At 72.5% G+C, this 25,738-nt stretch carries 17 protein-coding genes and 1 pseudogene; 10 read left to right on the top strand and 8 right to left on the bottom strand.

Going from position 1 to position 25,738, the window contains the following annotated elements; translation table 11 throughout:
- Positions 1 to 75 precede the first annotated feature (75 nt).
- Positions 76 to 1,629, bottom strand: a complete 1,554-nt coding sequence (locus ACFYO5_RS25840) for a DEAD/DEAH box helicase (protein ID WP_388712901.1) — start codon at positions 1,627 to 1,629, stop codon at positions 76 to 78.
- A 231-nt stretch (positions 1,630 to 1,860) separates the two neighbouring features.
- Entirely contained in the window at positions 1,861 to 2,064 is a 204-nt protein-coding gene (locus ACFYO5_RS25835; RefSeq protein WP_073493870.1) for a cold-shock protein, read from the bottom strand.
- A gap of 539 nt (positions 2,065 to 2,603) precedes the next feature.
- On the opposite strand from ACFYO5_RS25835, the gene ACFYO5_RS25830 reads away from it, so the two are divergent.
- Both ACFYO5_RS25830 and ACFYO5_RS25825 read left to right on the top strand, forming a co-directional pair.
- The gene (locus ACFYO5_RS25830; protein ID WP_388712897.1) at positions 2,604 to 4,826 is read left to right on the top strand and encodes an MMPL family transporter; all 2,223 of its coding nucleotides are present in this window, start codon (positions 2,604 to 2,606) and stop codon (positions 4,824 to 4,826) included.
- 122 nt (positions 4,827 to 4,948) lie between these two features.
- Complete coding sequence (locus ACFYO5_RS25825; RefSeq protein ID WP_388712894.1) at positions 4,949 to 6,184, top strand: sensor histidine kinase; 1,236 nt, start codon at positions 4,949 to 4,951, stop codon at positions 6,182 to 6,184.
- A gap of 1,015 nt (positions 6,185 to 7,199) precedes the next feature.
- Here the strand turns inward: ACFYO5_RS25825 and ACFYO5_RS25820 are convergent.
- Both ACFYO5_RS25820 and ACFYO5_RS25815 read right to left on the bottom strand, forming a co-directional pair.
- Positions 7,200 to 7,748, bottom strand: coding sequence for a tellurite resistance TerB family protein (locus ACFYO5_RS25820; RefSeq protein ID WP_356560864.1), 549 nt, complete (start codon positions 7,746 to 7,748; stop codon positions 7,200 to 7,202).
- A gap of 186 nt (positions 7,749 to 7,934) precedes the next feature.
- Positions 7,935 to 8,258, bottom strand: a complete 324-nt coding sequence (locus ACFYO5_RS25815) for an SCO5918 family protein (protein ID WP_356560862.1) — start codon at positions 8,256 to 8,258, stop codon at positions 7,935 to 7,937.
- 435 nt (positions 8,259 to 8,693) lie between these two features.
- On the opposite strand from ACFYO5_RS25815, the gene ACFYO5_RS25810 reads away from it, so the two are divergent.
- A complete protein-coding gene (locus ACFYO5_RS25810) occupies positions 8,694 to 9,389 on the top strand; it encodes a hypothetical protein (protein WP_356560860.1) in 696 nt (231 codons plus the stop codon).
- Between the two features lie 10 nt (positions 9,390 to 9,399).
- Here ACFYO5_RS25810 and ACFYO5_RS25805 read toward each other — a convergent pair whose 3' ends face one another.
- A complete protein-coding gene (locus ACFYO5_RS25805; protein ID WP_356560858.1) occupies positions 9,400 to 9,660 on the bottom strand; it encodes a hypothetical protein in 261 nt (86 codons plus the stop codon).
- Positions 9,661 to 9,812: 152 nt separating this feature from the next.
- On the opposite strand from ACFYO5_RS25805, the gene ACFYO5_RS25800 reads away from it, so the two are divergent.
- From ACFYO5_RS25800 to ACFYO5_RS25785, 4 genes are all read left to right on the top strand, one after another.
- Complete coding sequence (locus ACFYO5_RS25800) at positions 9,813 to 10,757, top strand: RNA polymerase sigma-70 factor (RefSeq protein WP_388712889.1); 945 nt, start codon at positions 9,813 to 9,815, stop codon at positions 10,755 to 10,757.
- A gap of 90 nt (positions 10,758 to 10,847) precedes the next feature.
- The gene (locus ACFYO5_RS25795) at positions 10,848 to 12,053 is read left to right on the top strand and encodes an NAD(P)/FAD-dependent oxidoreductase (RefSeq protein WP_388712886.1); all 1,206 of its coding nucleotides are present in this window, start codon (positions 10,848 to 10,850) and stop codon (positions 12,051 to 12,053) included.
- A gap of 699 nt (positions 12,054 to 12,752) precedes the next feature.
- On the top strand, positions 12,753 to 14,087 hold the full coding sequence (locus tag ACFYO5_RS25790) for a diaminopimelate decarboxylase (RefSeq protein ID WP_388712884.1): 1,335 nt from the start codon (positions 12,753 to 12,755) through the stop codon (positions 14,085 to 14,087).
- Positions 14,088 to 14,586: 499 nt separating this feature from the next.
- Positions 14,587 to 16,557, top strand: a complete 1,971-nt coding sequence (locus tag ACFYO5_RS25785; RefSeq protein ID WP_388712881.1) for a YncE family protein — start codon at positions 14,587 to 14,589, stop codon at positions 16,555 to 16,557.
- Positions 16,558 to 16,640: 83 nt separating this feature from the next.
- Here the strand turns inward: ACFYO5_RS25785 and ACFYO5_RS25780 are convergent, their stop codons facing one another.
- Both ACFYO5_RS25780 and ACFYO5_RS25775 read right to left on the bottom strand, forming a co-directional pair.
- Positions 16,641 to 18,389, bottom strand: coding sequence for a transglycosylase domain-containing protein (locus tag ACFYO5_RS25780; protein ID WP_388712878.1), 1,749 nt, complete (start codon positions 18,387 to 18,389; stop codon positions 16,641 to 16,643).
- Positions 18,390 to 18,580: 191 nt separating this feature from the next.
- A complete protein-coding gene (locus tag ACFYO5_RS25775) occupies positions 18,581 to 19,636 on the bottom strand; it encodes a sigma factor-like helix-turn-helix DNA-binding protein (RefSeq protein WP_388712875.1) in 1,056 nt (351 codons plus the stop codon).
- A gap of 259 nt (positions 19,637 to 19,895) precedes the next feature.
- On the opposite strand from ACFYO5_RS25775, the pseudogene ACFYO5_RS25770 reads away from it, so the two are divergent.
- Positions 19,896 to 20,384, top strand: a pseudogene (locus ACFYO5_RS25770) (SigE family RNA polymerase sigma factor); the annotation flags it as partial.
- Between the two features lie 184 nt (positions 20,385 to 20,568).
- A complete protein-coding gene (locus tag ACFYO5_RS25765) occupies positions 20,569 to 21,459 on the top strand; it encodes a hypothetical protein (protein WP_388712872.1) in 891 nt (296 codons plus the stop codon).
- A 173-nt stretch (positions 21,460 to 21,632) separates the two neighbouring features.
- Here the strand turns inward: ACFYO5_RS25765 and ACFYO5_RS25760 are convergent, their stop codons facing one another.
- On the bottom strand, positions 21,633 to 22,199 hold the full coding sequence (locus ACFYO5_RS25760; protein ID WP_388712869.1) for a Uma2 family endonuclease: 567 nt from the start codon (positions 22,197 to 22,199) through the stop codon (positions 21,633 to 21,635).
- A gap of 369 nt (positions 22,200 to 22,568) precedes the next feature.
- Here ACFYO5_RS25760 and ACFYO5_RS25755 point away from each other — a divergent pair, with 369 nt between their 5' ends.
- Positions 22,569 to 25,640 carry an FG-GAP-like repeat-containing protein gene (locus tag ACFYO5_RS25755; RefSeq protein WP_388712866.1) on the top strand — a complete coding sequence of 1,024 codons (3,072 nt, stop codon included), beginning with the start codon at positions 22,569 to 22,571 and terminating at the stop codon, positions 25,638 to 25,640.
- Positions 25,641 to 25,738: the final 98 nt, after the last annotated feature.

The raw sequence follows: 25,738 nt of genomic DNA, 5'->3' as shown, positions 1-25,738 counted from the left end.
CCCTTCTTCCCAGGTGGGGGGCGGTTTCCCGACCCCCACCCGGACACGCTTCGGAGCGTGGTCCTGCCGGGTTCGCTAGGCCGCCGAACCGAAAGCGGTGCGACGCTGGGTACGGCCGCGCGAGGACGAGGCGTCACCGCTGGAACGGCCGCGCTCGCCGCCGCGCTCACTCCGCTCGCCACCGCCACCGCCGCCACCGCGACCACGGCGGCCGCGGGAGGACGAGCCGCCGGAGGAGGCGGAGCGCCTGGGGCGCTCAGTGACCGGCGCGGTGATCACGACGGGCACACCGGACGGGGCCTGGGCGCCGGTGATGCGGGTCAGCTCCTCCTCGCCCGAGCGGACCGAGGTGACCTGCGCGGTGACACCGGCCGCGGCCGTCAGCCGGCTCATGGCGCGGCGCTGGTCGGGGGTGACGAGGGTGACGACACTGCCGGACTCGCCCGCACGGGCCGTACGGCCGCCGCGGTGCAGGTAGTCCTTGGGGTCGGTCGGCGGGTCCACGTTGACCACCAGGTCGAGGCTGTCGACGTGGATGCCGCGCGCGGCCACGTTGGTCGCGACGAGCACGGTCACATGGCCCGTCTTGAACTGGTCCAGCGTCCGGGTGCGCTGCGGCTGGGACTTGCCGCCGTGCAGGGCCCCGGCGCGCACGCCGTTGTTCAGCAGGTGCTTGGTCAGCCGGTCCACCGCGTGCTTGGTGTCCAGGAACATGATCACGCGGCCTTCGCGGGCCGCGATCTCCGTGGTCGTGCGCTGCTTGTCCGTGTCCTGCACGTGCAGGACGTGGTGCTCCATCGTGGTGACCGCGCCGGCCGACGGGTCGACGGAGTGGACGACCGGGTCGGAGAGGTAGCGGCGGACCAGCCGGTCCACGTTGCGGTCCAGGGTGGCCGAGAACAGCATGCGCTGCCCGTCCGGCTTGACCTGGTCGAGCAGCGCGGTGACCTGGGGCATGAAGCCCATGTCGGCCATCTGGTCGGCCTCGTCGAGGACGGTGATGCGGACCTCGTCGAGGCGGCAGTCGCCCCGGTCGATGAGGTCCTTCAGGCGTCCCGGCGTGGCGACGACGACCTCGGCGCCGCCCCGCAGGGCGCTCGCCTGACGGCCGATCGACATGCCGCCGACCACCGTGGCCAGCCGCAGCCGCACGGCGCGGGCGTACGGCGTCAGCGCGTCGGTGACCTGCTGGGCCAGCTCGCGGGTCGGCACCAGGACGAGCGCGAGAGGCTGACGCGGCTCGGCCCGCAGGCCCGCCGTGCGGGCCAGGACGGCGAGACCGAACGCGAGGGTCTTGCCGGAGCCGGTACGGCCACGCCCGAGGACGTCACGGCCGGCCAGGGAGTTCGGCAGGGTCGCGCCCTGGATCGGGAACGGGACACTCATGCCCTCGCTGACCAGCGCGGCCGACAGCGGCGCGGGCAGGCCCAGGTCGCCGAAGGACTCGACGGCGGGCAGCGGCGGCGTGATCGTCTCCGGCAGCGCGAACTCGCCCTGCTGCGCCATCGGCCGGCGGCCGGAGCCGCCCTGCGAACGACGGGGCGCGGAGGAGCGGTTGCCGGAGGAGCGCTGCGGGGCGCCGCCTCCGGAGCGACCGTACGAGCGGGCGCTGGAACGTGCATGGTTCATGTGGGGACCTTCCTTGATGCGGCACGTATCAAGGAATTCCCGGAGCACATGAAAGGCGCGGAGAATTGCGAGAACGAGCCGGAGTGGGTGGGGCCGAAACAGGTGGACGGGAATCACGTCACCGTCCTGCGGGAAATCAGGTCATCCCGCGCGGCACCCGGAAAAGCGGCGAAGCCGAGGCCCGCACCCCATGGTGCGGGCCCCGGCTGCGACGTTACGCGTCAGGCAGGGTCAGGCGGGAACGATGTTCTCCGCCGTCGGGCCCTTCTGGCCCTGAGCGATGTCGAACGACACCTTCTGGCCTTCCTGGAGCTCACGGAAGCCCTGGGTCGCAATGTTCGAGTAGTGAGCGAAGACGTCGGGACCGCCGCCGTCCTGCTCAATGAAGCCGAAACCCTTTTCGGCGTTGAACCACTTCACGGTGCCACTGGCCATTTTATTCTCCTTCGAGGAACGGTTCGGAGTCACCCTGTGTGCCTCCGGTCGCCGTGATGATCACCCCGACGGAAAAACCTTCTGGCAACCACAACTGCAACTGATGAAGACAGTAGCACGGTGCGTTCGGCCGAGTGCGCTGGACTATTTCGCCTGGTGAGCCGGTTGCGGGAATATTCATCGGGGGCTGCGGCAATTTCTCACCTGACGACCACAGATATTGCTCCGCGGACGCTTCCGCATTCCTGCCGGAGTCACCGACCACACCTCCGTGACCTCGTGTGACGGCGCTCGGACGCCTCTCCCCGCACGAAACCCGCGAAGGCCCGAAACGGTTCCACTGCGACGTAGGACACATCGCGGAGGAACACGCGTCCGACGGTGCGGCCCGTCCGTCCCGTAGTCCCACCGGTGGATACGGGGCGCCGCCGTACTGCGTTCTCAGTAGGGCGGATCGACGGCAGGCGAACGACGACAGCCGGGGGGTGGCACGGCGAGTCTGGGCGGACAGTCGGCATCAGATGCGGAGACCTCCTGTCGTGGCTACTTTCCTCTATCGCGTGGGCCGCCTGGCCTTCCGGCGGCGCTGGTACGTCGCCCTGGTCTGGGCGGCGGTCCTCGCCGCCGTCGGGCTGGGCGCCCTCAAGGCCCCCGGCGCGGCCGACGAGCAGTTCTCGATGCCGGGAATCGAGTCCCAGAAGGCGTTCGACTTGATGGAGCAGCGCTTCCCCGGGGCCTCGGCCGACGGCGCCACCGCGCGGGTCGTCTTCGTGGCGCCGGGCGGCCAGAAGGTGACCGCGGCGCAGAACAGGCGGGCCGTCGAGGACACGGTCGCCGAACTGGCCGACGGACCGCAGGTGGCGAGCGCCGCCGACCCGTTCCGGACCCGGGCGGTGAGCGAGGACGGCTCGACGGCGTACGCGACCGTCACCTACAAGGTCGCGGCGAGCGACCTCACCGACGACAGCAGGTCCCGGCTGGAACGGGCGCTCGCGGACGCCCGCGGCGCCGGGCTGACCGTCGAGGTCGGCGGGAACACCCTGGAGGGCGGTGGCGGGCCGGGCGGCGTCGCCGAGATCATCGGCATCTCGATCGCCGCGGTCGTCCTGCTCGTCACCTTCGGTTCCCTGGCCGCCGCCGGGTTGCCGCTGCTGACCGCGATCATCGGCATCGGCGTCAGCATGGCCACGATCATGGCGCTCTCCGACGCCCTCGGCCTGTCGACCACGACCGGCACCCTGGCGATGATGCTCGGCCTGGCCGTCGGCATCGACTACGCCCTGTTCGTCGTCTCCCGCTACCGGGAGGAACGGGCCCGCGGCCGTACGCCCGAGGAGGCGACCGGTCTCGCGGTCGGCACCGCCGGGTCCGCGGTCGTCTTCGCGGGCCTCACCGTCGTCATCGCCCTGGCCGGACTCGCCGTCGTCGGCATCCCGATGCTCACCAAGATGGGCCTCGCCGCGGCGGGCGCGGTCGTCGTCGCCGTACTGATCGCGCTGACGCTGGTGCCGGCGTTCCTCGGGTTCTGGCCGAACGCCGTGCTGGCGCGCAGGACACGCAGGAGCGGCCGGGTGGCCGAGGGCGCCGGGGACAACGGCGGCACCCGCTGGGCCCGGTTCGTGCTGCGCCGCCCGCTGCCCGTGCTGCTGCTCGGCGTGGTGGGCCTCGGCGCCCTCGCGCTGCCGGTGGCCGATCTGCGACTGGGCATGCCCGGTGCCGAGGCGAAACCCACCTCCACCACCGAACGCCGGGCCTACGACGCGCTCGCCGACGGCTTCGGTCCCGGCTTCAACGGGCCGCTCACCATCGTCGTCGACGCGCGGGGCGACTCCGACCCGAAGGCGGCCACGCGGGCCGTCGCCGACGAGATCGGCGGCACCGAAGGTGTCGTCTCCGTCTCCCCGGCCCGCTTCAACGAGGCCGGTGACACCGCCGTCTTCTCGGTCGTGCCGTCCACCGCGCCGACCGACGAGCGCACCAAGGACCTGGTGAAGACGATCCGGGGCGAGCGGCCCGGCGTCGAGGCCGCGACCGGTGCGACCTTCGAGGTCACCGGCAGCACCGCGCTGAACATCGACCTCTCCGGGAAGGTCCAGGCCGCGCTGATCCCGTACCTGGTCGTCGTGGTCGGCCTGGCCATCCTGCTGCTGATGGTGGTGTTCCGGTCGCTGCTCGTCCCGCTGAAGGCGGCTCTGGGGTTCCTGCTGTCGGTGCTGGCCTCCCTCGGCGCGGTCGTCGTGGTCTTCCAGCAGGGCCACGGCGCCGATCTCCTCGGTGTGGAACAGACCGGTCCGATCATGAGCCTGATGCCGATCTTCCTGGTGGGCATCGTGTTCGGCCTGGCCATGGACTACGAGGTCTTCCTGGTCTCCCGGATGCGCGAGGCGTACGTCCACGGCGAGCGGCCCGGCCAGGCGGTCACGTCCGGCTTCCGGCACAGCGCACGGGTGGTCGTGGCCGCCGCTCTGATCATGATCGCGGTCTTCGCCGGGTTCATCGGCGAGAGCGACTCCATGATCAAGATGATCGGGTTCGGGCTGGCCGGAGCCGTCCTCTTCGACGCCTTCGTGGTCCGGATGGCGATCGTGCCGGCCGTGCTCGCGCTGCTCGGCGACAAGGCCTGGTGGCTGCCGAAGTGGCTGGACCGGATCCTGCCGCGCGTCGACGTGGAGGGTGAGGCGCTCACCCGGCGGGCCGGTCCCGAGGACCGGCAGCGGGTCGGCGAGCCGGACAGGGCCGATCTGGAGCCGACCCGCACCTGAGCCGGTCCCGCCCCCGCCGACGGGGACCGTCCGTGGTGAACGACACGGGCGGTCCCCGTCGCCCGTCCAGGGCGCGGACGTCACGATGGACCCAGCACCACCGACCGGGGAGCCGATGCCCGATGAGCAGCAACCTCGAGCGCTACGCGGACCGTCTCGAGAAGTATTCGGAACGCGTCGAGCAGTACGCGGACCGTCATCCGCGCCTCATCGACCTGGCGGTGATCCCTACGCTGATGGGCTGCGTGCTTCTCGGCAGCTCCCTCACCCTGCCCGGCGTCGCCCCGCCCGACCACGGGGGGACCGGCGCCGCCCTCATGGGCGTCTCCTGCCTGGCCCTGCTGACGTATCGCAGCCACCCGCGCACCGCGGTCGTGGTGACCGCGCTCTGCACGGTGATCGCGGTCGTGCTGGGGTACCTGGTGACGCCGCTGCTGCTGGCCCCGGTCATGGCGGCGCTCTACTGGCTGGCCACGATCACCGACCCCGCGACCACGCGCCTCTTCGGTGCCACCGCGATCGTGGCGGTGGTGGCCGCGTCCGTCCTCGCCGACAGCATGGGCGACCTCTCGCTGCTGATCCGGACGATCGGCCCGGTCTTCTGGCTGATGCTGCCGATCGTCGGCGGCAGCATGGCCCGGCTGCGCCGCGCCTACCTCCGGGCGGTCCAGGCCCGCGCCGAGCACGCCGAACGCACCAGGGAGGAGGAGGCCCGGCTGCGCGTCACGGAGGAGCGCATGCGCATCGCCCGCGAACTGCACGACGTCGTCGCACACCACCTGGCGCTGGCCAACGCCCAGGCGGGCACCGCCGCCCATCTCGCTCTCACCCGTCCGGAGCAGACGAAGAGGATCCTGACCGACCTGACCGGCACCACGTCCTCCGCGCTGCGCGAGCTGAAGGCCACGCTGGGGCTGCTGCGCCAGAACGACGACCCGACCGCCGACCCGCTGGAACCGGCCCCGGGCCTGGCCCGCCTGCCCGAGCTGGTCGCGGCCTGCGAGTCCGCCGGGCTCGGCGTCTCGGTGACCACCGAGGGGGAGCCCCGGCCGCTGTCACCGGGAGCGGATCTGACCGCGTTCCGGATCGTGCAGGAGGCGCTCACCAACGTCACCAAGCACGCGGGCAGCCATTACGCGCGCGTACGGCTGGTGTACTCCGGCTCCCGGCTGGTGATCACGGTCAGCGACGACGGCCCGGCCACCACGCCGCCGCCCGCGGCGGCGCCGGGCCGCGGCTTCGGCATCCTGGGCATGCGCGAACGCGCCCACTCCATCGGCGGCGAACTCCGCCTGGGCCCCCGCCCGGAGGGCGGCTTCGAGGTCACGACGGCACTGCCCCTGATCCCCGAGGCATGAGCCCTGCGGGCCTGCGGTGTGCGAGCCTGCGGCTGTTCGGGCCTGCGGCGTGCGCCACGCAGTTCTGCGGGCACGCGGGCAGGTGTACTTGAGCCAGGCGGCCCTGCGGCGTGCGGCCCTTGAGCCCTGCGGCCACGCGGTCGTGCGGCCAGGCGGTTTTGGGCCCCGCGGGCACGAGCCGGTCCACGGGGGTGGGCGGTCCGGACCCGTCAATTCCATCGGGCGGGGCGCTGCGGCCAGGCGGCCTTGAGTTCTCCGGTCACGCGGTCACGCGGGCGTGCCTTCTCCCGCCCTGCGGCCAGGCGGCCTTGAGCCCTGTGACCACGTGCCGTCCACGAGGGGTGGGCGTTCCGGACCGCTAAGCCCACTGGGCAGGGCCACGCGGCCACCCGCCCTGCGGCCAGGCGGTTTTGAGCCCTGTGGCCACCTGCCGTCCACGAGGGATGGTGGCCCAGGCCCGCTGAGTTCACTGGGCGGGGCGCTGCGGCCAGGCAGTCCTGGGCTGTCCAGCCTCGCGGCTCTGTGCTGTCAGGTCTCGCGGCCTCGCGCCACCCGCCCTGCGGCCAGGCGGTTTTGAGCCCTGCGGCCACCTGCCGTCCACGAGGGATGGCGGCCCAGGCCCGCTGAGTTCACTGGGCGGGGCCACGCGGCCAGGCAGTCCTGGGCTGTCCGGCCTCGCGGCCCTGTGCTGTCCGGCCTCGCGGCCCTGTGCTGTCAGGTCTCGCGGCCTCGCGGCCTCGCGGCCTCGCGCCCTCCGCCACCCGCCCTGTGCGGCCAGGCGGTCTTGAGCCCTGTGGCCACGTGCCGTCCACGAGGGATGGCGGCCCAGACCCGCTAAGTCCACCGGGCAGCGCCAGGCGGCCACCCGCCCTGCGACCAAGCGGTCTGGAGTCCTGTGGCCACCGACCGGATCACGAGGGGGGGCGGCCACCGCTGAGCCCACGGGGCGGAGTCTGCGGCCCAGTGGCCACGCCGCCCTGAGCGTTGCGGTCGCGTGGCTCTCAGCCCCGTCGTCCTAGAGCCCGAACTCCTGTGCCGACAGGCCGAGGACCGAGCACGCCTCGCGCAGGACCTGCTCCTCGGCCGGCGCGACATACCCGTCCGCACCCGCGACGACGAACCCCGTCTGGACGACGGCTCTGGCCTCCGTCGGCTTCTTCGCGGCCTTGGCGATCTCCTGGAGAACCTCGGCCTTGCCCTGGGGGAAGTCGAACGCCAGCCGGTCCACATGCTTGTTGAAGCGCTGGCGCAGCTGCTCGGGCGGGAAGTTCTGCAGGACGTCGTTGTTCATGATGAGCGACTCCACGTGTTGTCGCTCGGCCGGGTCGACATGTCCGTCGGCGGCGGCGACCAGCGCGCACATGGCCATGCTGGCGTCGCGGTAGGCACCGCTCTTCAACTCGGTCTTGAGCGAGGTGAGCTGGGACTTGAGCGTGCTCACCAGCTGGGCGCGTGAACCGCCCGAGCCGGTGGCGCCCGGCCGCCCGTGGCCACCGGTGCCCCGCGCTCCCTGCGCCTGCTGGAGCCCCTTGGCCTGGTCCTTGATCCGATCCCACATCGCCACGCGTGCCACCCTCGGCTTCAGCCCTGTCGTTCCGGTCCGACGCGCGTGTCGCACGCGTCATCCTGGCAACGGCTGCCGGACCGGCGAAGTTCCGCGGCTGCCCGGCCGTCGGACGGGGCTGTGCCCAGGGCGTCGGCGCCGGCGCGGGCCGTGGGGCCACGACGCCGGCGTGGTGGGTCGTCCGTCCTACAGGTCCCGGGGGGCGGGACCGCCGAGCATCTCCGACGCGGACTGCATGGGGGAGAGGGCGCCGGCGCTCACGGCCGCGGCCTCCTCGGGCAGACCGTGGCAGGTGAAGCCGAGGCGGCGCATGGCGCGGACGACCTCGCCGCTGCTGAAGTCACGGCGGTCCTGCCGGGTGACGATCTCGCCGACCTGCTTGACCGGGTAGCGGCGGCGGCCGATGGTGACGGACTCGCCGGTGACCAGCTCGGGAGTGACTCCCGCCATCGAGGCCAGCACCCCGCTCTTGGTCAGGTCGAACGGGTACCGGGCGATGACACAGCGCATGTTGCCTCACAGAGCGAAGAGAGGGGGAGTGACCCGGGAGACGGGGAACCAGGGGGGAGGGTGAGCGGTGAGGGAGTGGTGGTGCGTGCCGCATCCCCCGTATACAGCGACTGGGGCCCGCACCCCAAGGTGCGGGCCCCAGCTGCGAAGTGCGGGTCGGTGCCGGTACCGGGCGGTGACGGCAACTGAAATCGACAGTAGCACGGGCCGATCGGGCCCGGCCGGTCCGAGATTTCACCCACTCGGGCGACTGTGGGGCGGGGTGTCCACCGACCGATGATCGAATAGAAGTTCGATATTTGGAGTGGGCGGAAACGGGCTGGAGTACCGTGAAGGGGTTGGGAGTATCTCGCGCACCGGCCTCCTGCCGCTGCCGTTCCCGGTGACCGACGACGCCGGACCGGATCCGTCCGTGCCCGGAGCAGGGCTCGCCTCATGACCGTGACAGTGCCCGGCCGGCCGACGACCCCGGAGCCCGCGTGGCCCGGCGTCCACCGGTGGACCCCCGAAGCGACACCCGACCGCAGGGCGGTCCGGACACAGCGCGACCAGGACCCGTCCCCCTGGGAGGCCGACCGCGTTCGCGCGCTGAGCCGGAGTCAGGTCGAGGACCGGCTGGGGGAACTGGGCGATCTCTACGCCGACACCGCCGGCGGCAAGCCGTGCGGCCGGGAGCGGGACCGGGACGCGTTCCTGCGCGGGCTCGCCGGCGACGTACGACGGCCGGGGTTCGCGCTGCTGGTAGCCGAGACCACCCTCCTCACCGGCTGCGCCTACGGCTTTCCGGTGGACGACCGCGGGGCCTGGTGGCGGGGTGTGAGCCCCGACGGGCACCTGTCGGCGGACCTGCGCCGCCTCGCCGCCTCCGGGCAGCTGTTCGCGGTCTCCCGGATCGTCGTCCAGCCCGCCGTGCGCACCCGGCACCAGGGCCGGGACTGGAACCTGGCCCGGCGTCTCCAGCGGCGGCTGCTCGCCGACCACGACGCCGCGGCCGGGATCACGCTGGTGAGCCGTACCGACGCCGGGACGCTGAAGGCGCTGCTGTCCTGGGGGTGGCGGTACGCGGAGGGCGACGCCGGCGACGGGCCGCTTCCCGCGGCCGCCCGGCACGCGCTGATCCTCGACGCGTGAGGAGGGGCCCTCACACCTCGTCGGTGTGCGCGGGGCCCTCCGAGGACGAGGCGCTGGCCGACAGCCAGGACCGTGCGGGCCCGGCGGTCTGCGCGGTGTCGATGGTGAGGTGGAGCCGGGTGCCGCCGCCCAGGCCGGCCGGATAACTGCGCTGCTCGGCCGAGGCGAAGCAGTGGCGCAGCACCTCGGCGACGCGGCGCGCGACATCCGGCGTCGCCGCGACGATACGAACCTCCGCGAAACCCTCCGCGGGCAACGGTTCCTGATCCACCGGACCTCCTGTGCATAGCTGCCGGCCCGCTCGTCGACGTACGGCCCGCTGCTCGAAGACTATGCCCCGCTCCGCGGCCCCCGGCCCCGCGTCACACCCGTATCCACCTGGCCCCCTCTCCTCGCGGCCGGTGCGGGCTAGGATCCTGGGTCATGGTCCTGACCGTGAACGACGTGGAACGGTTCGAGACCTTCAGGCCCCGCCTGGAGGTCGTCGCCTACCGCCTGCTCGGCTCGGCGAGCGAGGCCGAGGACGCCGTACAGGAGACGTTCCTGCGTTGGCAGGCCGCCGATGTCGACCGCATCGAGGTGCCCGAGGCCTGGCTGACGAAGGTCCTCACCAACCTGTGCCTCAACCAGCTCACCTCGGCCCGCGCCCGGCGCGAGACCTACGTGGGCCAGTGGCTCCCCGAGCCGTTGCTCGCCGGGGACCCGATGCTCGGCCCCGCCGACACCGTCGAACAGCGCGAGTCGGTGTCGTACGCGGTCCTCACGCTGCTGGAGCGTCTGTCGCCCAACGAGCGCGCGGTGTACGTGCTGCGGGAGGCCTTCGACTACGCGCACCGGGAGATCGCCGACATCCTCGACATCACGGAGGCCGCCAGCCAGCAGCTGTTCCACCGCGCGAAGAAGCACGTGGCGCAGGGCCAGGCCCGCACCGAGATCGACGAGGCCGAAGCCCGGCGGATCGTCGACGAGTTCCTCGCCGCCGCCATCAGCGGCCGTACCGAGCCGCTCGTACGGCTGCTCACCGGTGACGCCGTCTCGATCGGCGACGGTGGCGGCAAGGTCCCGGCCCGTGCCAGGGCGGTCGAGGGCACGCTCGCGGTCGCGAAGTTCATGCGCGGCCTGTTCAAGCCCGGCAAGGCCAAGCGCGACCTGGTCGGCGGCACGCCCGAGATGTACGCCGCGAGCGCCAACGGCGAACCCGCGGTCGTCGTCGTCGTGGACGGCCGCGTCATCGGCGTCATGTGCCTGGAGATCACCCCCGAGGGCATCGCCGCGTTCCGCACCCAGGTCAACCCGGACAAACTCGAACGCGCGACGCGGCTGTGGGCGGCCACCGACCACGGTGAGCCGCTCGTCGTTCCGCTCTGACGCCTGTGTGAGCTGCTTCACATCGTGTTCCTGTCAGGAAACGGGAGGCCGCCCGGTTCAAGTGGCGAACCCCAAGACAGGAGCATGGAGATGGAGCACCGCATCATCGTCCTCGGAGCCGGATACGCCGGAGCCGTCGCCGCCGGGCGCCTCGCCAAGCGGCTGCACCGGGAAGACGTCGCCATCACCCTCGTCAACGCCGAGCCCGACTTCGTCGAGCGCGTGCGGATGCACCAGCTCGCGGTCGGACAGGACCTCAGGCCCCGGCCCTTCCGCGAGATGTTCGCGGGCACCGGCGTGGAGCTGAGGTTCGCGAAGGTCACCGCCGTGGACGCCGACAGCAAGACGGTCACCGTCACCGGCACCGACGCCGGCGCGGACGGTGTCGAGGAGCTGGAGTACGACACCCTCGTGTACGCCCTCGGCAGCGCCTGGAACGACCAGGGCGTCCCCGGCACCGCCGAGCACGCCCACGAGATCTCCGGCCGCCCCGGCGCACTCCGGCTGCGCGAGCGTCTGGCCCGCCTGGACGCCGGACAGCCCGTGGTCGTGATCGGCGGCGGACTCACCGGCGTGGAGGCCGCGACGGAGATCGCCGAGGCCCGCCCGGACCTGGACGTCGCCCTCGCCGCCCGCGGCACCCTCGGCGACTGGCTCTCGCCCAAGGGCCGCCGGCACCTGCGGAAGGTCTGCGACGACCTCGGCGTCACCGTGCACGAGAACGCCACCGTCACCGCCGTCGGCGCCGACCACGTCACCACCGCCGACGGCACGTCCGTACCGGCCGCCGTCACCGTGTGGACCACCGGCTTCGCCGTCCACCCCATCGCTCGGGCCACCACCCTGGAGGTCACCGACACCGGCCAAATCGTGGTCGACCGGACCATGCGCTCGACCTCCCACCCGGACGTGTACGCCATCGGCGACGCGGCCAGTGTGCCGGGCCCCGGCGACAAGCCCCTGCGCATGTCGTGCGCCTCGGGCGTGCCCACCGCCTGGCAGGCGGCCGACGCCATCGCCGCCCGCCTGACCGGCACGAAGATCCCCGAAGTGCCCATCCGCTACTTCAACCAGTGCATCTCGCTGGGCCGCAGGCAGGGCCTCATCCAGTACGTCACCGCGGACGACCGGGCCGTCCGCGCGGCCCTCACCGGACGCGCCGCCGCCCTCTACAAGGAACTGATCTGCAAGGGCGCCGCCTGGGGAGTGGCCAACCCCACCATCCTCCCGACCCGCCGCCGCCGAGTACCGAAGGACGCGGCACGGCCCGGAACCGCGCTGCGGTCGGTCGCCTGACGGCGGACCGAGCCGGTGTGACGGCGGGCCGAGCCGGTGTGACGGGGAACCGACCCGTCCTGACGGCGACCGAGCCGTCCTGACGGCGGACCCAGGCGTCTCGACCACCGCCGGCCCCCGGCAGCGGGCCGGCGGCGCCGCCTGCGGGCGGGACCGGCGAGAGTCCGCTGTGGCGGGCGGCACGCACGGGTTCGACTGTGAGGGGCGGCACCCAGGGTTCGACGGCTGGTTCGGTCGCGCCGAGGCGCCGGAGGAGACGGAGACGGGGCCCTCCCGGAGGGTGCCGGAGCCGGCGGCGGTCGGCGGCGGTCGGCGGTCGCCCCGCCGCTGAGACTGCGGCCGTCGCCCGGACGGCCTGATCCCTCCGCCGCCCGGCACTTTCCCGGCCTCGGGGGCCTGCCCCACGCACTCCGCGGCGCGCGGGCCGGTACCGGTGACACCGGCGACCGGCCCCTGCCCACGGTGCCCGCGGGTTCGCTCCACGGCGAGCACCGCGGGACGGCGTGCACCGCAGGACGGCGTGCACCGCGGGACGCGACAGCGCAACAGCTCCTCCCGAAGACTCCGCCGGAACACTCCTCGCGCGAACTCCTCCCGGAGGCTTCTCGTGCAGACACCCGCACCACTCCGAGGGAACCTGGTGGTCCGCCGTACCGCGACCGCGCGCGGACGGACCCCCAGGCTCCGGGAAGGTGCACGATGAGCGCTTCTGCCAGGGACAAGGACGACGCCGGGACCACGCCCGAGGCGGCCCGGCGTGAACGGACACTGCGGGCAGCCGTGCGGCAGGGACTCCTGGACCCGGAGTCCGCGCTGCTGGCCGCCTTCGTCGACCTCGACGGCGTGGACTCCACCGTCGCCTCCCTGCGGAGCGCGTTCCCCGACTCCCTACGGGTCCTGCACGCCTTCGCGGCCAAGGCGAACTGCCTGGTCCCGGTGCTGGAGGCACTGCGCCTGAACGGCATGGGCTGCGAGGTGGCGAGCGCCGGCGAGCTGGCCCAGGCGCTGGCGGCCGGCTTCGACCCGGCCCGCATCGTGTTCGACTCCCCGGCCAAGACCCGCGCGGAACTGGTCCGCGCACTGAGCCTGGGCGTCGCCGTGAACGCGGACGGCTTCCAGGAACTGGCGCGCATCGACGACATCCTGGCGACCCGCGCCTCCGGCTCGCGCATCGGCGTACGGATCAACCCCCAGGTCGGCGGCGGCTCGATCAGCGCCATGAGCACGGCCACGGCGACCTCGAAGTTCGGCGTCCCCCTGGCGGACGAGGGCAACCGGCGGCGCCTGCTCCAGGCGTACCGGGACCGTCCCTGGCTCACCTGGGTGCACACGCACGTCGGCTCGCAGGGCTGCCCCCTGGACCTGATCGCCGGGGGTGTCGCGAAGGCGGTGGAGTTCGCCGAGGAGGTCAACTCCCACCTCGGCCGCCGGCAGGTCACCGGCATCGACATCGGCGGCGGGCTGCCGGTCAACTTCGACAGCGACGAGACGACCCCCGGCTTCGACGCCTACGTGGACCGGCTGCGCGAGCACGCGCCCGCCCTGTTCTCCGGCGCGTACGAGATCGTCACCGAGTTCGGCCGCTCGGTTCTCGCCAAGAACGGGTTCATGGCGGCGTACGTCGAGTACACCAAGACCGTCGGCGGCCGACCCGTCGCCATCACCCACGCCGGCGCCCAGGTCGCCACCCGTACCGTGTTCGCCCCCGGCGCCTGGCCGCTGCGGATCGAGGCCCACGACCCGGACGGCGGCGCCAAGGGCGGTCCGCCCGTGGTCCAGGACATCGCGGGCCCGTGCTGCTTCGCCGGCGACCTGCTGGCCCGCGAGCGGGCGCTGCCCCTCCTGGACGCCGGTGACCTCGTCGTCGTACCGGACACCGGCGCCTACTACTTCTCCACGCCGTTCCACTACAACAGCCTCCCCGAGCCCGCCGTCCACGGCGTCCGGATCGACGCCGGCGGGCGCGTCACCTTCCGCCCGCTCCGCCCCGCCCGGACCGTCGACCCGGGCGCACCGTTCCTCACGGACCGATGACCGTCTCACCGAGACGCCATGACCAACCCGGTGCGGCCCGATGCGGCGCGGTGCGGCCCGGCGGCCCGATGCGGCGCGGAACGGCCTCGACCCTGCCCGGCGCCGCCGTTCCCCACCTGGACACCGCGGCACCGGCCGGCGCCACCCCCCTACCGGGCGCGGGTCTACGGCGAGGACGGCGACACCGCCGGGCAGACCGGCCAGGGAGCGGTCCCCGGCACCCGCCCGGCGACACCCGCCTCCAGCTGACGAGCATCGAGGTGACGATCCGTCACCCGGCTGTTCAGGGGCGCCCGTTGCTCTACATGCGGCCGGCCGTGGCGGAGCATCGGCGTTTCCTCTGCCCACCGTGATATTTCGCTCTCAATTGTCACTGGCATGCCATACGCTTCTTTCCTCGGCAGCGTCCACACACCCGTCGCGGTGTGAGGGGGGACGCGCGGCCGACTCATCTCCGCCCGGCCACCGCCGGGCTGCTTCTGTGGGGGTTCACATCACTGTGCGCAGGCGCACCATCTCGACCGCGACCGCACTCGCGGTCGTCTTCAGCTCCGCGGTCCTCGCCGTGGGCACCGCGGGACCGGCCACGGCCGACTCCGCCCACACCCTTCCGGTGAAGTCGGTCGGCGACATCGTCGTGGACGGCGCCCACCAGCGCGTCTACGTCTCCGACCCGACCGGCGGCAAGATCGTCGTCACCGACTACGCGGGCGCCGTGAAGGCGACGCTGACCGGGCTCTCCGGCGTGAGCGGCCTCGCGCTGTCCGCCGACTCCGGGCAGGTGTACGCGGCCGTGACGAACGGCGACCGGATCGTATCGGTGGAGACGGGGACGTACACCGAGACCGCGAGCTACCCGGTCGGCACGGCCCCCGGCGACCTGGAGGTGGTGGACGGCCGCGTCTGGTTCGCCCACGGCACCGACTTCGGCTCGCTCGACGTCTCCGGCGCCGAACCCGTCGTCCACCTCGCCGAGCGGGGCGACGTCGAGTTCCACGGCGCCTTCGGGATGTTCCTCGCCTCCGATCCGGCCGTCCCCGGCGTCCTGGTGGCGGGCAACGGCGGCGCGCTCGCCGTGTACGACGTCACGGCCGACGGAGCCACGCTGCGGGTCAAGGGCGACATGGACACCGCCGTGAAGCAGTTGGACCTGACGCCCGACGGCGGCCAGGTGCTCACCTCCTGGGGCAGCCCCGACTTCGGCTACGGCATCGGCGCCTACTCGACCGCCGACCTCACCGAGACGGCGGGTTACCCCACCGACGCGTACCCGAACGCCGTGCGGGTCGCCCCCAACGGCAGCGTCGCGGGCGGCAGCTTCTCCTGGTACGACCCCGACGTGCACATCCACCGGCCCGGTGACCCGACGCCGACGCGCGAGTACGACTTCCCCAACACCGGCAACAGCAGCGGCGCCGACACCCTCGTGGACGGAGCGCTCGCCTGGGCGCCGGACGCGAGCCGCGTCTTCGCCGTCTCCGTGAACACCTACGGCACGTACACCCTGCGCGCCCTGACCGACCCGACCAAGGAACTGCCCACCCTCACGGTGGCCGCCCCCGCCACGGCGGAACGGGCCAAGAAGCTCACCGCCACCGGCAGGCTGACCTCGAAGGCACCCCTCCCCGCGGGCACCGTCCTGAAGGTGATCCGCACGGACGTGGAGTCGCCGAGCGGCAAGGCCCTCGCCGCCGTGAGGACCAAGGCCGACGGCACCTTCTCCTTCACGGACGTCCCGCCCGCCGGCGGCAAGGTCACCTACAAGGTGTCCTACGCCGGCGACGCCACGCACGCCCCCGCCGCCGGCTACGACGCGGTGCAGGTGTCGCGCAAGGCGACCGCGCTCACCCTGAACAACAACGGCAAGCTGTACGCGTACGGCAAGGACGTCACCTTCACCGCGCACCTCGGCGCGACGTACAAGAACCGCACCGTCTCCCTCTACGCGGACCCCTTCGGCTCCGACAAGCCGAGGAAGCTGCTGAAGAAGGCGAAGGTCAACTCCAGCGGCAACCTGTCGGCGATCGTCGACATGACCCGTGACACCGCCGTCACCGCCGTCTTCGACGGTGACGCCCGGTACGCGTCCAAGACCGTGAAGTCGACCGCGTACGCCAACGCCAAGGTCTCCACCGCCGTCTCCAGGCACTACAAGACGGGCAAGATCGGCTCCACGACGTACTACTACTTCCACAAGAACACCGACCCGGTGTTCACCACGACGATGAACTACTACGCGGGCCGCCAGCAGCGGTTCCAGCTCCAGGTCTATTACCAGGGCTCGTGGTACGACTCCGGGTCCGAGTACTTCGCCCTGGCCACCAACGGCAAGTCGGCCGTGCGCCTGGAAGCGCCGGGCGACTCCGGCATCCGGGCCAGGATGCGCTCGTCGTACATCAACGGCTCCTCCGGCGACTCCGTCAACTCCACGACCCACGGCGCCTGGAAGTACTTCGTCTTCACCAGGTGACCTCGCGTCGCACCCTGTGGACCACACCCCCGGCTCCCTGAGCCGGGGGTGTTGCCGCTACCGGGCCTGCGCGGCCCGGCCCGTCAGGAACCCTCCGCGAGGCCGCCTCCCACGGCACTCCCCGTGGCGCCTCCCGTCCCGCCCCCGGCCTCGCCCCCGGTTTTGGCCCCGGTTTTGGCCGGCGTCCTGGCCCTGCCCGGCGTCCCGCCCTTCGTGACAGCCGCCCAGAGCCCCGAGGCCACCCGTTGTGCGAACTCGGTCGGCGGCGGCTCGTTCGGCAGCCGCGCGGGCACCGTCGCACCCTTCCCGCCGCCTGCCCGGTCGGCGAACAGCGCGACCGTCAGGGCGAGCCGGCCGTCGTACCCGGTGGCCCACACGGTCCGCCGGGCGGTCCCGCCACCCGCCCCGGCGGTGGCGAACGTCTTCCCCTGCGCCGAGCCGTCGGCGACGGGCGTCGGCTCGGCCCCCGCACGCGCGCCCACCGTCATCGCCTCCTCCTCGTCCAGCAGCCGCCGCACGTCGGGACGCGCCCGGTAGACGGTGCGGCCGTCCTGGGTGATGCGCGCGACGGTGTAGGGGGTGGCGTACCTGCCGTCCGCCGCCACCGTCGCGTACGCCGACGCCAGGTTCAGCGGAGTCGGCGCCGCCGTCCTCAGCAGTTCGCCCAGCGGCTCGCCCGCCCGCCTCACGTCGCCGAAGGGTTCGAGGGCCGTGCCCGACTCCACCGCCCCGCTCACCGCGTCGTTGAAGGGCTGTCGCGCGTAGTCCGAGCCCCCGTAGAGCAGCCGTACCGCCCCGTCGCCGGGCACCATGCCCACGACGGCGGTGTGCACCCGGACGCCCTCGCCGCCGGGATACTCCTCGACCAGTTGCGTGGCGCGGTCCTGCGCCGCCAGGTCGAACGTGGTCGTCACGCTGTAACCACCGCTCGCCAGCCGGTCCTCGGCGATGCCGAGCCGGTCGGCCGCCTCCTTGGCCGCGACGTCGATCAGATACTGCCGCTGCCCCTCCGTCTCACCCGGCGGATAGAACCGGAACGCCGGGAACCGCGCCGCGGCCCGCTGCCCGTCCGTGATGCTGCCGCTCGCCGCCATCGCGTCGAGCACCCACTCCCAGCGGTTCTCCAGCTTCGCGGTCACCCCCGGATCGGAGCCCGCCTTCTCGTAGTACGAGGGGATGTTGAGGATGGACGCCAGCGCGGCGCCCTGGGCGACCGTCAGGCTCCTCGCGTCCACCCCGAAGTAGTTGCGCGCGGCGGACTGGACGCCGGCGGCGCCCCGCCCGAAGTACACGGTGTTGAGATAGCCCTCCAGGATCTCGTCCTTGGTGCGGGTGCGGTCCAGCTTGATCGCGATGAGCGCCTCACGGACCTTGCGGGACAGCGATCGCTCCGGGCTCAGCAGCGCGTTCTTCACGTACTGCTGGGTGATGGTGGAGCCGCCCTGCGGGTCGCCGCCGGTCAGCGTCGCCAGCGTGGCCCGTGCGATGGCCTGCGGCGAGACTCCGCTGTCCGTGCGGAAGGAGCGGTTCTCCGCGGCGATCACCGCTTCCCGCACATGCGCGGGGACCGCGGACAGCGGGACGTCCTGCCGGTCGACCGGGCCCCGCCGGCCCAGATAGGCGCCGCCCGAGTCGAGGAACACGGTGCTCTGGCTGACGGTCTCCGGGTGCGGCTCCGGAACGGCCGTCAGGTGGTACGCCACGACCGCCGCCGCACAGAGCGTCGCGATCAGCGTGAGGAAGGCCTGGAACAGCCGGCGGAGGCGCCGGCCCCGGGTGCGCCGGTACCGGACCCGGAGCGGCGTACGGCTTCCGCGCCGGGACACCGACATCCCCCCCTTCCGCGATCGCCGTGCCGTTCGCGCGGGCGGTGCTGCCGGTGCCGTTCGTGCTGTTCGTGCTGTTCGTGGTGCGGTGGTCCCGTCGGTCCCGGGGTCCCCGTCGTGCGTGTGGCTCCCGTCCGTGCCGTCGTGCGGGTGCTTCTCGTCGGTCCCGTCGGTCCCGTCGGTCCGGTGCATGGCCGTCACCACTCGCTGTCCGACCGTGCGGCGAGCCTGCCGGAGGCGTCGTACACCGTGACGATCCGCTCGTCCCCTCCCGCGTCGAAGAGCATCCGCATGTCCCGCTCGGGGACCGGTGCGCTCGCGTACCAGATGCCCCAGCCCGGGCTTCCGGCCAGGACGAGGACCTTCGCGGTGGTCGTGCCGGCGCCGGCGCTCACCTCGACGCGGCCCGGCTCGCCGCTCAGGCCGTGGAAGAGACCCGACAGGAAGAAGCCGTCGTCCACGCTGTCCACCCGTACGGAGACGCCGGGCTCGTCGAGGGGGCGGTCGCTGTTGTCCCCCGGCAGATCCATGGGCACCGACCAGTGCCCACCGTCCGCCGTCAGCCACACCCGCACCCCCGGCCCGACGGTCACCCGCTCACCCGGCGCCACGACCCGTACCGGGCTCGTCGCCGAACGGGCGCCACCCCCGGTCCGCGCTCCGGCCGCTCCGTCCCGCGCACTCCCGGCCCCGGCACGGTCGACCGCGATCACGGCGACGGGCACGAGCAACGCCGCGCAGGCCGCCGAGGCCACGGTCAGCCGTCGGCGTCGCCGGACGCGGCCCCCCGCCCGGAGACCGGCCAGCGGCACCTCGGACGGGACGACGTCCTGGGCGGCACGGGCGTACGCCTCGCGCAGCCGCCCGGGATCGGCGCCGGCCGCTGCCAGACCGCGCCGGGCACGGACACGCACCGCGGCCACCGAGCAGTCCAGCAACTGGGCGATCTCCACGTCCGCCAGCCCTTCCCAGAACCGCAGCACCAGGACGGCCCGCCGCCGCGCCGCCCGCCGTCCACGCGGCCGGCGCAGGTGGCCCCGCACCAGACAGCGCAACACGTGGAAGTCCATGTCGTCGCGGGGAACGCGCCGCCACCGCGCGCACATCCGCACCAACGTCGTCCGCACCAGTCCCTCCGCCGCGCCGGCGTCGTCGGTGAGCAGCCGCGCGGTCACGATCAGCCGGGACCAGTGCGTCCGGGCGTACGTGGCGAAGTCGTGGCCGTCGGGGGGCACATCGTGGGTGGGTGGCACGTGGAGGTCCTTAGGCTCGGGAACTCGGTCGTGGCCGGACGTGCGGGCGTCCGTCCTGGTCAGGCAACTGCCGAGTCGTGCCGGTAGGTTGGGCAGCCGACGGGCCAACCCCGTGGGGGAGGGAGGGAGCCCGGAACCTCCGCGCGCCGTCTTCCCGGTGGGTTGCGCCTCGCCGGATGCGACTGGCGCGACTACGGGACCTGTACGCACGGCGGAGGCGGCCGGGTTGCAGACAAAGGACAGGAATTCCGGTGGGGGCATGACCGAGGAAGAGTTCGACGCCTTCTACGCGACGGCGTTCCCCCGACTGACCGGACAGCTCTACGCCTTCACCGGAGACCACGGCGAGGCCCAGGACGTCGTTCAGGAGGCGTTCGTACGGGCCTGGGCCCGACGACAGCGGTTCCTCGCGGACAGTGCCCCCGAGGCGTGGATCCGTACGGTGGCCATGCGGCTGGCGGTGAGCCGCTGGCGGCGCTCCAGACGCTGGCTGGAACTGATGCGGCGCACTCCACCGCCCGACTCCGTCCCGGGGCCGAGCCCTGAGTACGCCGCGCTCGTGGCCGCCCTGCGCGAACTGCCCGAAGCACAGCGAATGGCGATCGTCCTGCACCATCTGTGCGACCTGAGCGTGGAGCAGGTAGCCTCCGAAACCCGTGCGCCCGTGGGGACGGTCAAGGCGCGGCTGTCCCGGGGACGGGCGCGGCTGGCGAAGCGTCTCGCGGGCGACGAGGTCGATGGGCGGGTCGAGGAGGCCGGCGTGCGGGTCGACGACACCGGCGGGCGGGTCGACGACACCGGCGGGCGGGTCGACGACACCGGCGGTCGGGTCGAGGAGGCCGGCGGGCGGGTGGAGGAGACCGGCGGGCGGGTGGAGGAGGCCGGCGTGCGGGGCGACGCGACCGGCGGTCGGGTCAGGAAGGGGAGCGGTCGTGGCCGATGAACTCTCCGCGGCGTTGCGCGAGTTGGCCGCGGCACAGGAGACCACCCCGACCGTCGGAGGCCCCGCGACCCGTGCCCGGGCGATGCGCCGCGTGCGCCGCCGCCGTACCGCCGCCGCCCTCGGCGCGGGAACGGCGGCCCTCGCGCTGCTGGCCCTCGCCGTCGGTCTGCACCTCGGCGGGGACCGGCACCAGGACCACCCGGCCGGGCGCCGGCCCCCGGCCGTGGCCGGCCCCCACTCCGCCTCGCCGTCCACGGCCACCCCGACGCCCGTCGCCGGCACACTCGACCTGTCCGGGCGCACCCTCACCTTCGGCGGCCGGGTGATGCCGATCCTCTCGGCATCCGACGACGCCCTGCTCACATCCACGAGCCCGATGACGGTGGTCGCGAAGGCCGACCCGAGACACATGCCCCTCGGCACGTCCACCGAAGGCCCCACCATAGGCCCGACCGAGGTACGCGTCCGGTACGTCGTCGAGCTGCGCGACAGGCGGGGCCGACCGCACTACATCGGCCTCTACACCCCTCAGCTCAAGGCCCTGAGCAGCCACGACGCCGTGGCCGGCTGGATCGGCCTCGGCGCCGAGGACACCGAGTTCTTCTACGCCCAGGTCCGCGTCGGCGACACCTTCCCGGTGACGACCGACCCCGGACCGGCAGCCACCCGCTCGGCCACCGCCACGCCACCGATCGCCACGGCATCCCCGTCCCACAGGGCGGACGGCGCACCTTCCGGCGGCGCGGAGACCGCACCTTCCGGCGGGGCGGAGGCCGCACCTTCCGGCGGGGCGGAGGCCGCACCTTCCGGCGGGGCGGAGGCCGCACCTGCCGGCGGGGCGGGCGTCGCTGCTTCCGGCGGTATCCGTTTCCCGCCGTGACGGGTGGCACGTGTGATCACGGAGGTGTACTGGACCACGTGGAAGGGGCGGAGCCCTGTCGGCATCGGGCTCTGCGACGAGTTCCGCCACGGGCTGTTCCCGCTGCCGTATGGGCGGGCTACGGCGGAGACGCGTAGGGGACCGAGCGCTCACCCGGCCTGCGGCGGTCCGGTTCAGACCTGGCCGAGGTCGATCTCGACTGCGAAGGGGGCGGTGACCTTCAGGGCGCCGGTGAACACGTCCCCGTCGCGGTACGTCCTCGTCGCGGGGTCGAGAATGTATGTGTAGACCAGAGGCGTCCCCGTCGCGGCCTGCTCGATCCGCCAGTAGAAGCCGATGCCTGCCTTGGCGTACTGGTCGACCTTCACGATGCGGTCGGTGGTCTCCGAGCCCGGCGACACCACTTCGACCACCAGCAGTACGTGCTCAGGCCGGGTGGGCGTGATGTCGATCGTGTCCGCGCGGTAGACGATGACGTCGGGACGGCGATTGGTGAGCGGAACGTCCTGCAGACGGACGTCGAAATCCGTATCGGCGTTCCAGTCGGGGCCCGCGGCGGCGTCCAGGGCGTTCGCCAGGACGCGGGCGAGCCGGTTGTGCCGTTTGGACGCGCTGGGGCTCACGACGACCATTCCGTCCACGATCTCGATGCCGGCGCACTGCTCCTCGGACCACGACTCGTATTCCTCCGCCGTGATCTGCTCGTGCATCCACGCCGGGGCCACCATGTCGGCAGTCACCACATGCCTCCCGGACACTGTGCCGCGGGCCCGATCCCGCTCGGACTCAGCGTACTGTCCGCAACGCGTGGGCCGCCTCGCACGGACCTCGGCCAGTTCCGACGCTCACGGTATGCCTGAGGCGGGCGAGCGAGGTCTGTTCGACACCTGCCGGCCTGACTCACTCCGGGCGTCCCGGGGCTGTGGGCCACTCCCCGATCTCTTTCCGCGCTGCTCCTGACGCCTTTGGGCCTGCTGATACTCTCGTGCCGCTGTGCGTGGGGGGCAGTTCGGGGGGCTGGGCATTTTCAGCAGCATCGTTGACGTGCGCCTGATCGGCCGCCGCCGTTCCGTCACGCCCTCTTCTGTCGGAAGGCCCAGGAGGCAACGATGGCCCGTCGTACCACCGCCCGCACCACAGCCCGAGGCATCGCCGCATTGGCGGTCCTCGCCGTCATCGCCGGTCCCGGCCCACTCGCCGTCGCCGTCGACGCGGACGGCGGCGTCCCCGACACCGTTCTCTCGACGGAGAAGGTCTTCCAGGCGGACCGCTACATACCGCGCGGGGACCGGATCCGCACGGCCGGCCCAAGCGGCTATCTGCATGTCCAGGAGGGCCGTTCCGGCTATCTGTGGACGTCGTACGACACCGGCACGACGACCGAGCTGGGCGACCTGGCCCGAGCCGAACTCCCCGCGTACCTGGGAGCCTCGTCCGACGTCGTGACCGATGTGGTCTCGCCCACCCGGAAAGTGGTCCTCAGGGATCTGTCCGCCGGCACCACCACGGACGTCGCCCTCACCCATGGCACGTACCGGGCCACCTTCGGCACCCATGTGCTGACGCTGGCCCAGGACGTCGACGGCAACCGCGTGTTGTGGCTCTACGGCGACGGCGCTCCCGCCGACGGCACCCTTGTCGGCGGATGGCCGACCGGGATCACGACCAACTTCAGCGTGCTGGGCGGCGACAGCGGTACCGCTGTCATCGGTTACAGGCTGGGAACCGGCGAGCGGCGCCTGGCACTCGTGGACCTCGCCACCGCGACGGTCACCGGTGATGTGGCCGTCCCCGTCGCCCCGACGGGGATCGCGCTGAGCGCCGACCGGCTGGTCTGGTGGTCCGACCTCAAGACGGCCCATGTCATGGACCGAGCGGACCTCTCCGCGGCCGAGACGACCGTGACGCTGCCTGGCACGGAGGGCACCCCGTCGGTGGGCATCGCCGGGCGCTGGCTGGTGGTGGCCCGTTCCATCCCGTCGAGCGCGAGTAACTGGGGCGACAAGTCCGGCGAGCGGCTGATGGCGGTCCCCCTCACCGGCGGCGACCCGATCACCCTGCTCCGGCACGCGAACAGCTCCCTCATCCCGGCACCGGACGGCAGTCTGCTGGCCGTCGGCGGCACCGACGCCGGGCACTGGGCGGTACGCAGGGTCACCGATACAGGGTCCGGCACTCCGACGCTGACGGAGCTGACCGCCGTACCGTCGATGGCCGCGAAGATCGACCGGCTGTCGCTGCAGAACGGCACCCTGGCCACCGCCGAGCCCGACAGCAGCTTCCTGGGCGCTTACTACACCCGGCGGATCGCTCCCGACGGGACGCCGGACGCGGCGATCTGGCAGAGCTGGGACGGCCGCGGAGCGGGCCCCTACACCACCGGTGACGGAAAAACGGTGACGTTCATCGCCGACCCGGACCCCGTGGGCTCGCACGTCCAGTCCCTCGACAGCCAGTCGGGCTTCTACCTGCCCTCAGCCTCCGGGACCGTCCTCGACATCACCGGCCGCTACGCGGTCGTCAACGGGTCCTCCCCCGCCAAGCAGTACATCGGCGACCTCGGCGTCTACTCCGACCTCCAGCCTGTCCTCACTCGCTCCGTCACGGCCGCCTCCGTCTGGGGGACCAGCCTGTGGACGCCTGGTTCCGGCACCGGTGTCGTCACCGCCAAGGATCTGAAGACCGGCAAGACCACCGACACCGTCAACACCGGGGCCCCGTGCGTGCCCCAGGAGCTGCAGACGGTGGGTCGTTGGATTTACTGGTCATGCGGCCCGACCGCGACGGCGGGCGTGTACGACCGTACGGCGAAGAAGAGCATCACCGTCCCGTCCGGCGAGGCCCTGCTCGGCGACGGTTATGTCGTCCGGCACGACACCTCGGCCGGGGCGCTGCTCCTCACCGCCATCGCCGACGGCACCGCGACCACCCGCAAGATCGGCGACCTCGCGGCGGGCACCTCCAGCCTGCGCGGGGTGACCTGGACCGTGGACAAGTTCGGCGGACCCGCGGCCTACGTCGACGCCGACAAGCGGATCCACCTCGTTTCCGGCGGAGTCGCCACCCAGAGCCTCTCCGCCGTCGAGTCGGAGGTGACCGACAACGCGTGGGAGAGCAGCGCGGCGAGCAGCCCGTGGTGGCAGTGGCGCGGACTGCTCTCCAAGCCCGCCGGCTCCTGGACGGCCACGCTCACCAGCAAGACCACCGGCGCCGTGGTCCGTACGCTCTCCGGCGGCGAGGTGGAGGGCAATCTGACCGCACGCTGGGACACGCGCGACAGCAAGGGCGCGCTCGTCCCCAACGGCACGTACACCTTCAAGCTGACGGCTCGACCCGCCGACGGATCGGGGTCGGCGCTGACCGTGTCCCGGACGGTGCAGGTGTCCGTGGGAGCCGCGGTACGCCGTGACTTCACCAACGGCGGTACGTGGGCCCCCGACGGGACCGGCGACCTCCTCACTGTCAGCTCGTCCGGTGCCATCGGCTACCGGCCGGGCAACGGGACGGGCGCCTTCGGCAAGGCCATGTCCGCCTCGGGCTGGCCCTCCTCCGTTACGCCGGTCCCCTTCGGCGACCTGAACGGCGACCGCCGCAACGACATCCTCGTCCGGTTCAGCAGCGGCGAACTGCGGGCCTACCGGACCATGCGCGGGCAGGCCTTCATCACGAGCACCCCGCACACCTCGCTCGGCAAGGGCTGGAACCAGTACGACGTGCTGACCTCGCCGGGTGACGTGTCCGGCGACGGCCGCCCGGACCTGGTGGCCCGCAACTCCTCCACGGGGGCCGTCTACCTCTACATGGGGACGAGTTCGGGCAAGCTGTCGTCCCGCGTGAAGCTCTACGACAACTGGAAGACGTACAAGAAGGTCGTGGGCGTCGGGGACCTCAACGGTGACGGCATCGGTGACCTGATCGCCCAGGACAAGTCCAACAACCTGTACCGCTACACCGGCACGGGCAGGGGCACGTTCACGGCCCGAGTGAAGCTGTACTCGGCCTGGGGCGGCTCGTACAACGCAGTCGTCGGCGTCGGGGACGTCACCGGCGACGGCAAGGCGGACATCATCTCCCGCGACACCGCCGGCAACCTGTGGCGCAACAACGGGAACGGAAAGGGGTCATTCGGTTCCAGCGCGAAGATCGCCACAGGGTGGCAGGCGTACAAGCGCGTCTTCTGAGGCCCGACGCGGCACGCAGGGGCCCGGTGAGTCGTCGATCATCGTGACCCAGAGCAGCAGAAGCAGCGGCAACGCCATTTATCTCGACTGATGTGGAC

Origin of the sequence: Streptomyces sp. NPDC006259, from assembly GCF_042870975.1 — a bacterium.
GTDB lineage: Bacteria > Actinomycetota > Actinomycetes > Streptomycetales > Streptomycetaceae > Streptomyces.
Note: the sequence above shows the minus strand (reverse complement) of the source record. Positions and strands in the feature narration are given on the sequence as shown.

What these genes read in the sequence shown, in the direction of transcription:
- ACFYO5_RS25790 (WP_388712884.1), top strand. Translation starts at nt 12,753, where the DNA reads ATGAGCGCTTCTGCCAGGGACAAGGACGACGCCGGGACCACGCCCGAG.
- ACFYO5_RS25810 (WP_356560860.1), top strand. Translation starts at nt 8,694, where the DNA reads ATGACCGTGACAGTGCCCGGCCGGCCGACGACCCCGGAGCCCGCGTGG.
- ACFYO5_RS25825 (WP_388712894.1), top strand. Translation starts at nt 4,949, where the DNA reads ATGAGCAGCAACCTCGAGCGCTACGCGGACCGTCTCGAGAAGTATTCG.
- ACFYO5_RS25780 (WP_388712878.1), bottom strand. Translation starts at nt 18,389, where the DNA reads ATGTCGGTGTCCCGGCGCGGAAGCCGTACGCCGCTCCGGGTCCGGTAC.
- ACFYO5_RS25795 (WP_388712886.1), top strand. Translation starts at nt 10,848, where the DNA reads ATGGAGCACCGCATCATCGTCCTCGGAGCCGGATACGCCGGAGCCGTC.
- ACFYO5_RS25815 (WP_356560862.1), bottom strand. Translation starts at nt 8,258, where the DNA reads ATGCGCTGTGTCATCGCCCGGTACCCGTTCGACCTGACCAAGAGCGGG.
- ACFYO5_RS25800 (WP_388712889.1), top strand. Translation starts at nt 9,813, where the DNA reads ATGGTCCTGACCGTGAACGACGTGGAACGGTTCGAGACCTTCAGGCCC.
- ACFYO5_RS25755 (WP_388712866.1), top strand. Translation starts at nt 22,569, where the DNA reads ATGGCCCGTCGTACCACCGCCCGCACCACAGCCCGAGGCATCGCCGCA.
- ACFYO5_RS25835 (WP_073493870.1), bottom strand. Translation starts at nt 2,064, where the DNA reads ATGGCCAGTGGCACCGTGAAGTGGTTCAACGCCGAAAAGGGTTTCGGC.
- ACFYO5_RS25840 (WP_388712901.1), bottom strand. Translation starts at nt 1,629, where the DNA reads ATGAACCATGCACGTTCCAGCGCCCGCTCGTACGGTCGCTCCGGAGGC.